This window comes from Wolbachia endosymbiont (group B) of Camptogramma bilineatum, from assembly GCF_947251825.1.
GTDB lineage: Bacteria > Pseudomonadota > Alphaproteobacteria > Rickettsiales > Anaplasmataceae > Wolbachia.
Window position 1 is genome coordinate 631,473 of sequence record NZ_OX366391.1, and the last position, 13,694, is coordinate 645,166.

10 protein-coding genes, 1 other RNA gene and 3 pseudogenes are annotated in these 13,694 nt (G+C 33.6%); 10 read left to right on the forward strand and 4 right to left on the reverse strand.

From position 1 onward, the window contains the following. The first annotated feature begins 59 nt into the window (after nt 1-59). From eno to OPR44_RS03225, 7 genes and pseudogenes are all read left to right on the forward strand, one after another. Entirely contained in the window at nt 60-1,334 is a 1,275-nt protein-coding gene (eno, locus tag OPR44_RS03195; RefSeq protein WP_265015314.1) for a phosphopyruvate hydratase, read from the forward strand. Continuing rightward, nucleotides 1,322-2,335 (forward strand): Obg family GTPase CgtA, encoded by a 1,014-nt coding sequence (gene cgtA, locus OPR44_RS03200; RefSeq protein WP_264375381.1) that lies wholly within the window; start codon nt 1,322-1,324, stop codon nt 2,333-2,335. Before eno ends, cgtA begins: the two co-directional genes overlap by 13 nt. Before the next feature lie 448 nt (nt 2,336-2,783). Next, nucleotides 2,784-3,119, forward strand: a transfer-messenger RNA (tmRNA) gene (gene ssrA / locus OPR44_RS03205). A 16-nt stretch (nt 3,120-3,135) separates the two neighbouring features. Beyond that, nucleotides 3,136-3,564, forward strand: a complete 429-nt coding sequence (locus OPR44_RS03210; RefSeq protein WP_265015315.1) for a ClpXP protease specificity-enhancing factor SspB — start codon at nt 3,136-3,138, stop codon at nt 3,562-3,564. Between the two features lie 364 nt (nt 3,565-3,928). Beyond that, nucleotides 3,929-4,550: pseudogene (locus OPR44_RS03215) on the forward strand (IS6 family transposase). Nucleotides 4,551-4,713: 163 nt separating this feature from the next. Continuing rightward, nucleotides 4,714-5,382: a septal ring lytic transglycosylase RlpA family protein gene (locus tag OPR44_RS03220; RefSeq protein ID WP_012481726.1), complete on the forward strand. Its 669-nt coding sequence runs from the start codon at nt 4,714-4,716 to the stop codon at nt 5,380-5,382. 320 nt (nt 5,383-5,702) lie between these two features. Continuing rightward, nucleotides 5,703-6,841: pseudogene (locus tag OPR44_RS03225) on the forward strand (IS256 family transposase). Nucleotides 6,842-6,882: 41 nt separating this feature from the next. Here the strand turns inward: OPR44_RS03225 and OPR44_RS03230 are convergent. Beyond that, the gene (locus OPR44_RS03230; RefSeq protein ID WP_264377924.1) at nt 6,883-7,518 is read right to left on the reverse strand and encodes a hypothetical protein; all 636 of its coding nucleotides are present in this window, start codon (nt 7,516-7,518) and stop codon (nt 6,883-6,885) included. A gap of 161 nt (nt 7,519-7,679) precedes the next feature. On the opposite strand from OPR44_RS03230, the gene ubiH reads away from it, so the two are divergent. Both ubiH and OPR44_RS03240 read left to right on the forward strand, forming a co-directional pair. Further along, complete coding sequence (gene ubiH, locus OPR44_RS03235) at nt 7,680-8,849, forward strand: 2-octaprenyl-6-methoxyphenyl hydroxylase (protein ID WP_264377923.1); 1,170 nt, start codon at nt 7,680-7,682, stop codon at nt 8,847-8,849. 46 nt (nt 8,850-8,895) lie between these two features. After that, nucleotides 8,896-9,517, forward strand: a pseudogene (locus OPR44_RS03240) (IS6 family transposase). Nucleotides 9,518-9,657: 140 nt separating this feature from the next. Here the strand turns inward: OPR44_RS03240 and ubiB are convergent. Together ubiB and OPR44_RS03250 are read right to left on the reverse strand one after the other, a co-directional pair. Beyond that, the gene (ubiB, locus tag OPR44_RS03245; protein WP_265015316.1) at nt 9,658-11,091 is read right to left on the reverse strand and encodes a 2-polyprenylphenol 6-hydroxylase; all 1,434 of its coding nucleotides are present in this window, start codon (nt 11,089-11,091) and stop codon (nt 9,658-9,660) included. After that, nucleotides 11,088-11,819 (reverse strand): metal ABC transporter ATP-binding protein, encoded by a 732-nt coding sequence (locus OPR44_RS03250; RefSeq protein WP_265015317.1) that lies wholly within the window; start codon nt 11,817-11,819, stop codon nt 11,088-11,090. The genes ubiB and OPR44_RS03250 overlap by 4 nt, the downstream gene beginning before the upstream one ends. Between OPR44_RS03250 and OPR44_RS03255 the strand changes: the two genes are divergently transcribed. Further along, nucleotides 11,811-12,686 carry a zinc ABC transporter substrate-binding protein gene (locus tag OPR44_RS03255; RefSeq protein WP_320157105.1) on the forward strand — a complete coding sequence of 292 codons (876 nt, stop codon included), beginning with the start codon at nt 11,811-11,813 and terminating at the stop codon, nt 12,684-12,686. The two genes, OPR44_RS03250 and OPR44_RS03255, sit on opposite strands and share 9 nt — an antisense overlap. Nucleotides 12,687-13,220: 534 nt before the next feature. Here OPR44_RS03255 and OPR44_RS03260 read toward each other — a convergent pair. Continuing rightward, the gene (locus OPR44_RS03260; RefSeq protein ID WP_264374830.1) at nt 13,221-13,349 is read right to left on the reverse strand and encodes a hypothetical protein; all 129 of its coding nucleotides are present in this window, start codon (nt 13,347-13,349) and stop codon (nt 13,221-13,223) included. Nucleotides 13,350-13,694: the final 345 nt, after the last annotated feature.

Genomic DNA, 13,694 nt, shown 5'->3' on the forward strand with positions numbered 1-13,694 from the left:
AGCGCTGGGGTGACATTTCCCGAACGTGAACACAATTGTGAATCTAGTGGAGGTTTAGCATGATGAAAAAGACGATCAGCAGTGTATTTGCAAGAGAAATTTTAGATAGCAGGGGTTACCCAACAATTGAGGTAGAAATAGAACTATGTGATGGAGCAACAGGTAGAGCCGCTGTCCCTTCTGGGGCTTCGACCGGTAAACTAGAAGCATTGGAGCTGAGAGATCAAGATGAAAAAAGGTATTGTGGTAAAGGAGTGCTGAAAGCTGTTCAATCTGTGAGTGGAGTGATAGCAAATAAAATCATTGGCATGGATTCAGCAAACCAGAGTGCAATTGATAAAGTTTTAATTGAACTAGATGGAACAAAAAATAAATCTAAACTTGGAGCAAATGCAACTTTGGGTGTGTCTCTTGCTGTTGCAAAAGCAGCAGCAAACAGCTTTAAAATGCCGTTATATAAGTATTTGGGAGTAGGGGAAGAGCAGATGCCAGTTCCGCTAATTAACGTCATTAATGGTGGAGTACATGCAGATAATAAACTCGATTTTCAAGAATTTATGATTCTTCCGGTTGGTGCTGAAACTTTCAGTGAAGCAATCAGAATATCTGCAGAGGTATTTCATAACTTGAGCAGCATTCTTAAGAAAAAAGGTTATAGCACAAACGTAGGAGATGAAGGTGGTTTTGCACCAAACATTGGAAGCACTGAAGAAGCTCTTAATTTGATAATTCAGGCTGTTGAATCTGCCGGTTATTCGATGAAAAATCACTTTGCACTGGGTCTTGATGTTGCTGCATCTACTTTTTATGAAGATGGAGTTTATAAATTTGAAAACAGAGAACTCACTTCAGAGGAATTGGTTCAGTATTATTTTGACCTTGTAGGCAAATATCCAATAATTTCTATAGAAGATGCAATGAATGAAGACGACTATGAAGGTTGGAAATTACTTACTGTAAAACTTGGGAATAAAGTTCAATTGGTTGGAGATGATTTATTTGTTACAAATTGTGAACTAATAAGTAAAGGAATAGAGGAGAAAATGGCAAATGCTGTACTAATCAAGCCAAACCAGATAGGAACACTTACGGAAACTTTTGCTGCTATTGAAATGGCAAAATCAAATGGCTATAGGGCTATTATTTCGCATCGCTCAGGTGAAACAGAAGACACAACGATATCCCACATAGCGGTTGCATCGAATTGTGGACAAATCAAGACTGGCTCGCTGTCGCGTTCTGATAGGCTTGCAAAGTATAATGAATTAATGAGAATAGAAAGTTCATTAGGAGAAAATGCTAAATATTATTGTGGGTTATCATGGACTTCATAGACGAAGTTAAATTATATTTAAAAGCAGGTGATGGTGGCGATGGCTGCGCGAGTTTTCGTCGAGAAAAATTCGTTGAATTTGGTGGCCCAAACGGTGGTAATGGGGGCAGGGGAGGAGACATAATTTTCATCAGTGATGCAAATCTCAACACTTTGCTTAATTTTCGTTGTCGAAGACATATTAAAGCAAGTAGTGGAAAAAGTGGTACGAGCAGAGATAGATCTGGCACGGCAGGAAAAGATATTATACTTAAAGTTCCAGTTGGTACACAAATAATCGATGAAGAAAGTGAGGAAATAATAGTAGATCTTGATAAACCTGACATGGAATTTCAAGTAGTGAAAGGTGGAAAAGGTGGGCTTGGAAATACTAACTTTAAATCTGCTACTAATAGGGCACCAAGACATTTTACCCATGGTCAGCCCGGTGAAGAAAGAAATATAATATTGAAGCTAAAAGTTTTATCTGATGTTGGCATTATTGGTATGCCAAATGTAGGTAAATCTAAATTTTTAACCCGCTGCTCGAATTCTGATACGAAAGTAGGCGATTATGAATTTACTACTATAAGACCACATTTAGGTGTAGCAAAAGTGGATTATAGCGAAATTGTAATAGCAGATATTCCTGGAATAATCGCTGATGCTCATCTTGGAGTTGGGCTCGGACACAAATTTTTAAAGCACATAGAAAGGTGCAAAATTTTACTGCATTTAATTGATGTAACGCGCGATGACGTTATCTCAGCTTATAATTGTACGCATAATGAACTGAAGCTTTACAATAGCGATCTTGTTGAAAAAGAGGAAATTGTAGTGTTAAATAAATGTGACTTATTGGAAGAAACAGAAATTCTTGAGAAGAAGAATCATTTAGCCAATTATCTTGATAGAGAAGTACTGTGCTTATCAATCGACGATGATTTACAGCCCATCTTAAGATTATTAAATGAAAAAGTGAAAATTAAGGAAATTAATGTATATGATCCTTTTAAGATGTGAATTTTTTATTTGACAATCAAAGTCTGGATTCCAGTGGGTGATTTTCCACAGTTGTCTGCATTTTTTGTTCCACAACTTATCTTTTTTTCGGCTTGTGCCATTTCTCATACTGTCTCTTGCTTTCTTGAACTCAGAAATTCAATAGCTACAAAAGCATTTGAGTAGTTTTTTGTTAAGAATTAGGCATAGAATCCCCCATATTTATTAATAAAGAACAGAAAAAATGTAACGCACATACGACAGAGATTAAGCATATGTGTGCACCCATTTGCGCTGAAGAAGATACTCTACATTCTTTACTGAGTTTGATTATTTGATAAAAAAGTCTGCAGACGAAGATAGATTTTGAGCTCTAAAAATATCTCTACTTTGATTATACTAAGATTAGATAAATAGGCGAAGTAATTTTTATATTAATTTTTTAGCTTACAACCGATTTTACGTTCAACAACTTGACATTTATTCAATACTACTGTATAATAAAGATGTGCATTTTTTGTACTATGGCAATAAAATTACCTTGTAATAGGTGTATTGGACCCGAGGGCAGTACTCGGCGCCTCCACCATATTTTTTGATTGATACGGGGGCGAGTAAGGATCGACATGCATAGTAAAGATGGTAGCTTTGCTCGGTTAGATACCACCGCTAAGAGTTCACAATTTAGATGCAAACGATAACTTTGCTGCTGAAGACAATGTTGCATTAGCTGCTTAATTTAGGCACTATAACTTCATTGCTATAAGCACGGTTTAGGGAACGCCGGGTAACAGAAGTTCCCCCAAACATGTAAGGGTTATATGGATAAAACAGATTATCAGAAGTCGCTTAGTTATGCTAAATTTCAAGTTATCAAAAAGGCTTTGAATACTATATTAGATAATGTTTTTACTCCTCACTTAGAAATAGTATTTTCTACGCGCTTTAATGGTGTTGTCATGCCAGACTACTTGAAAGAATCATACCCTACTCAAATGCTTATTATATTACAGCATCAATTTTTTGGTCTAAAAGTTCTTGAAGATAGGTTTAGCGTCAGTTTGAGCTTTCGTGGAAAACAAGAACAAGTCACTGTACCGTTTTTTGCTATTAGTGAGTTTCATGATAAAATTTCGGGAGATACTTTAGTATTTAGCGTTGATTCTGATAAAGAATATGAAAGTGAGAAATGTGCTGAAAAGTCATCAAATGGTAGTATTATATCTATAGATCAACTTTACGATAAGTAGTTACTTCATTTTATAAATAAAAAATATTGTATCTGTTCAGGATATCGACAAGACCATAGAGTAAAAGTGAGTTTATAACAAATGGTATCATTTGAGTAGCTGACATTGGCTTTCACATAAAAAATGTTGTAAAGCGCTTTCATGTTTACCAACGGTTCTGTCACATCTATAAACCATAGGAAAGAAGATCATTAAAGGTGGGATTATAGGAGTTATGAAGCCATTAACATAGCAAAATTCTCAAAAGTAGAAACATTATTTTAATAATTTGTCTTTTTTGAATCATACGAATATTTTCGGTTCTGTCGCATTTGTAGGGAAGTAGAAAGAAGAATGATATAATTGTCTAAAAAAAAAAGCAAAGATGTTTCGTATCAATCAAAAATTGTTGCCATATTTCAAAGGATTTAGCTTTTTAGAGGATGTTATCTGTATACATGAAATGTCGATTCTCTTTGAGCTATCGAGATTTGGAAGAAATGATGAGTATAAGGGGAGCAAAATGCTACGTTACAAAGGTGGGTTATCACCACTGATAGATGAGGCAGTAAGGAAAAGAAAGAAGCAGGTTGGTAGTAGTTGGAGAGACTTACATTAAATTAAACGGTAAATGGGTTTATTTATATACTGTAGACTTGTGTGTTAGTAGAGACAAGTCTGCAGCACTTGCATTCTTTCGTAAAGCCTTCAGGAGTAACTATCTTCCTGAGAAAATTGTAATTGATAAAAGCGGCAGTAATACTGCTGCTCTTGATGATTTGAATGCAGAAATTTCTGAAGATTACAGTTCTTCAAATAAAATATCTAAATAATATTGTTGATAGATTTATCAAAAAACTAATAAAGCCAATGCTTGGGTTTAAAAGCTTCCATTCCGCAAAGATTACCATCACAGGCATAGAAAATATTCGTATGATTCAAAAAAGACAAATTATTAAAATAATGTTTCTACTTTTGAGAATTTTGCTATGTTAATGGCTTCATAACTCCTATAATCCCACCTTTAATGATCTTCTTTCCTATGGTTTATAGATGCGAAAGAACCTTTTTTAGTGCTGTGCATATTTGGCAGTAGACGTTTACTTATTACTAAATTTATTATAGTATAATTTAAAATCCTCATGGTATCGAACCATTTCACTAAGTACAATGATAAAAAAACTAGCCTTTCTATGTCTAATATTCGTTTTGATGAGTAGTTGTAGTTTTAGCAATAGGTGTAATCACACTGCAGGTCATTATAAAATTGGCAATAGCTATACAATAAATGGTATCACCTACCACCCAAAATACTGTAGCTGTTACGAAGAAGTAGGAATAGCATCGTGGTATGGAATAGAAGATCATGGCACAATTACAGCCAACGGTGAAGTGTTTAATCGTCACTTGATTTCTGCAGCACATAAGACCTTGCCCCTACCCTGCTTTGTTCGTGTTACTAATTTAGAAAATGGAAGAAAGCTTGTTATAAGAGTTAATGATAGAGGGCCATTTGTTGAAGGTAGAATAATAGACTTGTCAGAAAAAGCAGCACAAGTTTTAGGACTTCATAAGTCTGGGCTTGCGAAGGTAAAAGTCGAGTACTTAAGAAAGAGGTCAGAACAATTGATACAAAATACTCCTCATTACAAAAGGCAATATGAAAAAGAAATGCAGAAACGTCACCCAAAACAAAACAATGCAGAAAGTAAGGGATATGTAGCATTTTTTGTAAACGCTCAAGTAGCTAAATCAGCTGCATCAAAGCTTCGTAATCAAGGAATAGAAAATGTTAGATTGCTTTTCAAGAATGATCAATATTGCGTAAAAGTAAGTTAAAACCTGCATTACAGATTGTGTAGCATGCCAGAAACTATTTGACAAATGAGAATGTTCCAAAAGCATGTGCGCAAGTTGAGAAATTATCGTGAAATATAGCAATATTTAAGATTGGTATTTTATTTGTTACATTTCAGGTAGTGACAGCTACCTAAGCTAGAGCTGTAAAAAATAATCTACCACTCAAGAAATTCCATTAAAAAAATAGCATAATCTTTCTCGGGAGTGTTAAATAAACTGTGTCAAACCGAGAAGTAAAGTAATAAATTGATAAAAAAAATGGAGGTTTGACAATGAGTTAAGCAAACAGAACTACCGGTTTGGTAGACTATAAAGAATTAGAAACAAATATCTTATCATCTATACGAGAAGGAAAACCATTGACAGGAAGAGATGGAGCATTAACACCATTTATAAAAAAACTGCTAGAGGGAAGGCGAGATAGAAAACCATTTGTCGGCTGAAAGCGAAGAAAACAACCGAAGAAATTCAAAGACTTTACGGACAAGTATTTGAACTATTGACACCAAGAGATAGAGAAGGAAGTTTCGAGCCACAAGTAGTCAGAAAAAGGCAAACAACCGAACTTGAAGCAAAGGTTTTAAGTACATATGCCAGTGGCATGGGATATAGCATCGCATGTAGAAGAAATATAAAATATCTGCAGCAGAGATATCAAGTATTACTGACAAATTGTTACCGTTAATCAACGAATGGCGCAGTCGTCCGCTGCAATCTGTATATCCAATAGTGTTCATGGTTTTTTAAGGTCAAGGAGGACGGGCATTGTGTAAGCAAATGTATGTATAACATATTAGCAAAATGGCAGAAAAGAAGTTTTGGGTTTTTATTTGGCTGAAAGTGAAGTTCTGGTTGGGAGTACTAAATGACCTAAAAGAGAGAGGAGTAGATGATATTCTGATATCTTGTGTTAAAAAGCTTTCCTAAAGCTATAAATAGCGTATTTCCTAAAGCAGAAATGTATAGTACATCAGATAAGAAATTCACTGAAATATGTATCGAGCAAAAGTTTTCATGAATGATTTGAAAAAAAATATCAAGTAGAGAAATAGCCGAGAATTATTTACTTGAACTGGAGGAAAAATGGGGAGAATTATTTACTTGAACTGGAGGAAAAATGGGGAGGAAAAATGGGGAGAAAAATATCCGTTGGTTTTGGGAGAATAATTGGGAAAATCTGTCTAGTTATTTAAAATATTCTGGCCCTGTAAGAAAATTAATTTATACCACAAATCCTATTGAGGGACTACATAGACAGATCAGAAAATTTACTAAAACCAAGGGCTCATTTACTAGCACAAATGCATTGTATAAACAGGCATATTGTGCTATAAAGAAGGCAGGAGAGAAATGGACTATGCCTATACATGATTGGGCTTTAACTATCTCTCAACTTGATATCTTTTTTCCTGGTAGGTTAAAAATCGAGTTGAACTAAAAATGCGATTTGACACAGTTTATTTAACACTCCCTATTTCTCTAAAAAATACTATCTTCAACTTGAATATGTTGAAAAATATTTTGCGTATTATCCAAAAAGTCATCCTTTATAGCAGCTAGCTCGGATTGTTTTTGAGATAGATTATCTTCTATTGTTCTATTGAAACAATCAAGATCATTGCACTTTAGTTGAGAGCGCATGTCTCCATTTTCATATAAACCTCGTATAACGTCATAATATGCTCGAGTTTCATCAGTTTCTGGTTGTTGCTTTTCTTTGAATATTGCCTTTAATTTCGAATCTATGTCTAATTCTTTTTTTATAGCTTCAGTAGCATTTTCATGATACTGTTTATAATCCTCAAGACTCTTTGATATTTTATTTTTTACTTCGTTTTGTAACATCCCTAGAAAATCTTTAGCATGAGGTTTTTCAATTTTTTCCTTCCACTCATCATACGTATATTCTTGTCGACTACCATATTTTGTATCTTGACACTCACTTCCTATGTTAAACAGCTCTTTGTTACAGATTTTATCACCCTGATAAAAGTAATCGCTTATATTAATTTTATCGCTAGTTAAAGTTTGTCTAATTGCTGCTTTATTTTCTGCAAGTTCTTCTCTGTACTTGCTAATGCAATTTAGTAATTCTTTTTTGCAATCTGTAGTCATAAGCTGTTTCCTTTAACAAAATAAAACCCATTTTAGCATAAAATAATTAATACTTTATTACTAATCTGAGGTATACTAAGGTAGTGATAAGAAGTCTAGCATCTACAAAGTTCGTTTAAACTATTTTCAAAATGGGTAGAATGTAATTTTAGGTTAATAAAATGAATTACGATGTAATCATTTCAGGTAGTGGGCTAATTGGTCTTATTACTGCTATTGGCCTGAGTAATGACTCTGTATCTGTAGCCGTAATTGAGAAAAATAGTTTACCACGTGCAGTTGATGATAATCGAGCATTTGCTATTTCTCAAGGATCAAAAAAAATACTAGAAAAATTAGGGATTTGGCGGCTCTTAGAAGGCGAAGCTGAACCAATACTTGATATATGCATATTAGATGGAGATAGTCCATTTACTGTGCATTATGACCATAAAATGGTTGGTGAAGAGCCAATGGGCTATGTAATCAAGAGCGCTATTATATGGAATGCAATCAATAACAATTTTTTGCATAAACTCAATATATATTCTCCACGTTCCTATAAAACAATCTCTTGTGACGAAGTATACATGGAAGTTACTCTTGATAATGATCAAAAATTGATATCATCACTATTTATCTGTGCTGAAGGTAAAAACTCTAAGTTGCCAGAGTTGTTTTCTATACCAATGATAAAATTTGATTATAAACAAAATAGCATGGTATTTAATGTAAAACATGAACTACATCACCAAAACTTAGCTGTAGAGAGGTTTTTTCCTGGTGGTCCATTTGCAATTTTGCCAATGAAAGGTGGCTATACTTCTTCAATAGTTTGGACAGAAAAATGCGAAATTTCAAAAATGCTGATGAGCTTATCTGAAGAGGAGTTTATCATAGAACTCAAAAAAAGATTTGGTTCTTATTTGGGAGAAATTGAATTAGAGGGTGAAAGAAAATCTTACCCTTTGAGTTTTACTTTTGCGAGAAAGCTTCATAAAAGCAGAATTTTGCTTATTGGCGATGCAGCACATTCAATCCATCCAGTTGCAGGTCAAGGACTGAATCTTGGAATGAGAGATGTAGAGAGTGTTATTAGACAAATAACTGCTGCAAAATCCTCTGGCATTGATGTTGGCAGTAATTATCTATTGAAGAAAATTTCACGTGATAGATACTTTGATAATTTTACTATGGCACTTGCAACTGATGGACTAAATAGAATATTTTCCAACAGAATACTTTGCGTTAAAGTTCTGAGCAATCTTGGTTTAATGGTAGTTGAAAATTCAGATTTTCTTAAAAAAAGCTTCGTTCGACATGCTATGGGGTTGGTTCTGTCGCATTTGTAGGGAAGTAGAAAGAAGAATGATATAATTGTCTAAAAAAAAAGCAAAGATGTTTCGTATCAATCAAAAATTGTTGCCATATTTCAAAGGATTTAGCTTTTCAGAGGATGTTATCTGTATACATGAAATGTCGATTCTCTTTGAGCTATCGAGATTTGGAAGAAATGATGAGTATAAGGGGAGCAAAATGCTACGTTACAAAGGTGGGTTATCACCACTGATAGATGAGGCAGTAAGGAAAAGAAAAAAGCAGGTTGGTAGTAGTTGGAGAGACTTACATTAAATTAAACGGTAAATGGGTTTATTTATATACTGTAGACTTGTGTGTTAGTAGAGACAAGTCTGCAGCACTTGCATTCTTTCGTAAAGCCTTCAGGAGTAACTATCTTCCTGAGAAAATTGTAATTGATAAAAGCGGCAGTAATACTGCTGCTCTTGATGATTTGAATGCAGAAATTTTTGAAGATTACAGTTCTTCAAATAAAATATCTAAATAATATTGTTGATAGATTTATCAAAAAACTAATAAAGCCAATGCTTGGGTTTAAAAGCTTCCATTCCGCAAAGATTACCATCACAGGCATAGAAAATATTCGTATGATTCAAGAAAGACAAATTATTAAAATAATGTTTCTACTTTTGAGAATTTTGCTATGTTAATGGCTTCATAACTCCTATAATCCCACCTTTAATGATCTTCTTTCCTATGGTTTATAGATGCAACAGAACCCCTGAAAATACCTTGATAATTCGAGTGAATGTGAACCTGAGTGGTTTCAAGACTGAAATAGTTGTTGTAAACTTGCTTTTATTATCTTTTAGTTTTAGAAATTAAAAATTTAACGATGAGAATTATAATTACAGACCAAAGTAAAAAGTAGGCTTTTCCATTTGATCTATTTTTCACTTGTAATTTTTTGTCAGCTATTAGGTTTAATTTTTCTATAAGGCTAAATATTCCTTGGATTGTTTTGATGGGATAAGAGCTTTTAATTTTTTCCCTATACCCTATTTTACTTTCATGTTGACTGTTTATCCATGTTTCAACTACTTTCCACATATTGATTTCTGGATAGACTTTCCTACATGTTCCTTCTAATAAAATCATAGTTTTCTGCAGCAATAACAATTGTGTTTGAACTTTCATATCAAAATCACCAGTTATTTTTAGTAGCTGAGTAAGTAATCGAGCAAATGAAATCTTCTGTATAGGCTGTCCAACAATGGGCTCACCTATTGCTCTGCAAGCTGTAACAAAATTTCTATGCTGTGATGGAACATAACCGGCTCTAAAGTGCATTTTTGCAACGTGATCGTAATCCCGATTTAAAAATCCCTTGAGTATCTCTATAACGTAATAGCATGTCTCACGATCTATTCTACCCATGATTCCACAATCCAAGGCAATAATATTGTTGTTACTATCAATCATTAGATTTCCTGGATGCATATCAGCATGAAAAAAGCAATCCCTATACACCTGATTACAAAACGATTCTATAAGATTGATAGCTATTTGCTTGCGGTTATTCAGCTTTTCAACTTCGTATATTGGTATAGCTTCCATCCATTCTAATGTTAAAACCTTTTTTGAAGTTCTACTCCAATCTATTTCAGGTACGTAGAAACCTCTGTCATGTTTAGTATTTTCCTTCAGTTCCGAAGAGTGGGCAGCCTCAAAGCGTAGATCTAACTCTAATCGGCAAATTTCAGCAAAAGTTTTGACTAATTCAACTGGCTTCAGCCTTTTTGATTGTTCACTAAATTTTTCTGCAATTTCTGCAAGCCAAGAAAGCATTTTTATATCCCTTGAGAATGTTTTCTCAATATTTGGCCTCAAAACCTTTACAGCAACTTCCTTACCCTCAATTGTAACTGCTCTATGCACCTGAGAAATTGATGCTGCTGCAATTGGCTTTTCAGAAAAACTTAAAAAAATGTCGCTTAATTTACAATTAAACTCACTTTCTATAGTTTTAACTGCTATTTTATACGAAAATGATGGCAATCTATCACATATCAATAGCAAGTTATTTGTTATGTCCTCATTTAAAATATCAGTGCGTGATGAAATGGATTGCCCAAATTTAATGAACACCGGACCTAATCTTTCAAGAGCACGCTTTAGTTTATGACCTTGTATTTTATTTATTGATTTTTTTGATGGTGGAAGTAAATAAGGTAACACATTGTAGCGTGTTAGCACTGTAGTTATTTGCAGAAGACGTAGAATATTTTGAATCATTTCGCTGCGTAACTGCCAAATATTTCATTTATCTCCATAATTTCATCAGGTTTACCTTGATAATAGATAGTATTATTTATGCAAATTATGTAATCTGAGGATGGTAGAGCAGAGTTAAGGTCATGAGAAGTCATGAGAATCGACACTGATCGTTCTTTTGCGATTTTATTTATAATATCATAAAATTTAGCTCGTGCGTTAATATCCATTGCACTGACTGGCTCATCTAAAATGATCAAATCAGATTCTGAAATTAAACAGCGTGCAAGCAGCAGTAATTGTGTTTGTCCTGCAGAGATTTCTAATACTTGATTTTTTAGGATGTTACCGATACCAACCAATTCTATTGCTTCTGTAACAATGGGTTGATTTTTCTTCAATTTCTTCGAGGAGCTATTGAAAAGGAAAGACTCAACTGTTATTGGCATCAAATTACCAATACTAAAATTTTGTGGCATATAGCTAATTTTTATATTGTCAGCGAATACAATACTGCCAATAAAACCTTTATTTATACCAGCAACTGCTTTCACTAAAGAGGTTTTACCTCCGCCATTTGGACCAAGTATTGTAACTATATCTCCTCTTTCTACTGATATATTGATATTATCAAGAACTTTTTTACTACCATGTGCAAGAGTAAGGTTTTCTATTTTTAGAATGCAGTTATTGACATTACTTAACTTTTTGGCGAAAATTGACTTCTTCTCAATATTTATATGAGACATTTACTGATTTTTTTTCTATTACTTTTACTTACACTATACTACAATAGTGCCTTTTCATCCAATTTGAAAATTGTAGCTACAATCAAACCTATACACTCACTTGTAGCTTCTGTTACAGATGGGATTTCAAAGCCAGAATTACTAATGTACGAAATAGTGTCTGAACATAACTACATGCTCAGGCCTTCAGATGCAAGTAAATTAGAATCTAGTAATATTATATTTTATATCGATGATTCTTTGGAAACATTTGTTAAAACTTTCGCTAAAGAAAATAAGAAGTTAATACCGCTATCAAGTGCAATCGATCTACTTCCTGCTCGACCACATTCGTTTTCTAGTCACATTCAAGATGAAAAAGATTTGCATATTTGGCTGAGTCCTGAAAATGCAAAAAGTATGATACTTTCTATCAGTGCAACATTATCTAATATAGATAAAGAAAATGCCTATCGATACAATACTAACGCAGAGGAGGCTATAAGAAAGATAGACCAAGAAGTAGAAAAAATTACGAAAGAATTGGATGAGTTAAAAAATCAAAAATACATAGTTACTCACGATGCTTATCAATATTTCGAAAAATATTTTGATTTAAGTTACCCAAGCGCCATTCTTTCTATAGAAGAGGATTCTTACATAGGTATGAAGAGTTTAATGAAATTAAAAAAGGTAATGAAAGAGGAGAACGTTAAATGTATTGTTTCTCATTCACGAGAGGATAGCATAAAGCCTAATGTCTTTTCTAGTGACGTAAAAATGGTGATTCTTGATCCTATTGGATCAGATGTAGAGCCTGGAAAGGATGCATATCTAGATATAATCAGCAGCATTGCACAAAATTTCAAGTCTTGTTTCACTGAGTAATGAGTTCTTTTATCTATTCAGATAGCATTGCAAACTTAGTGCTTTCTATTCCAATCACAACTATACCGACATTATCTACCAGAAGTATATCATCCCAGTCTGGGATTCAGTTAAGTTGGTAAGCATAAAAATATTATGTTAAAGCACAACGTTCTTGATGAGATTAGGGCAAGCCAATGTCAGCTACTTGAATGACACCATTTGCTATGCCCTCAAAAATGAATGCTCGTACAGCTGTGTGCCAGCTACTTGCATCTGCTATTTTTACTCATAATTATCTTGCCTGAACGAACTTAATTTTAAGTAGTTAATTATAGAAATAATCGTATAAAAAAAAGAAGATAACCAATATCTTCTTTTACTCTAATTAAAAAGACATTGAATTGTAATTGTCTATTTCATCTGATATAAGCGATAATTTTATGCTCTCAAAACGGAGATTACTTGCAATATCTGTTAACTGTTCACTAAGGTTACTTTTTCTGGTGAATGGTGTTCAGGAGCTTTTAATTTTCTATTACAGTCAGCCTTACACTAAGATCTATTAATTTTTGTCAATAAATCATTACCCTCGTATTTATTTTCACACTGTCTGTGGCACAAATTAAGTAAATCAACACCATGCACTGTCAATGAAGCAGAATCTTGTGTAAATTTTACCATAATATACTCCTTAATCTGATTATATCTATATTAATATACAAATGTGAATATCATACTAATATAGTTACTTTTTATGGCAAGTGGTTTTTGGTTATTTTCTAAACTTTCTTTATAAAAACCATAGGCGCCTATGGTTTTTAGCTAAAGTAAAGATCAAGTATCTGGCATTCTGGACATAAAATCCTCCTGTGTAAAAAAGATTAGAAAAAAAAGTGCGGCGCACATACGACAGAGATTAAGTATGTGTGTGCACCCACGTACGCTGAAGAAGATACGCCACATTTTTTAATGAGTTTGATTGTTTAATGAAAAAAGTCTGCAGATAAAGATAAATTTTGAGCTCTT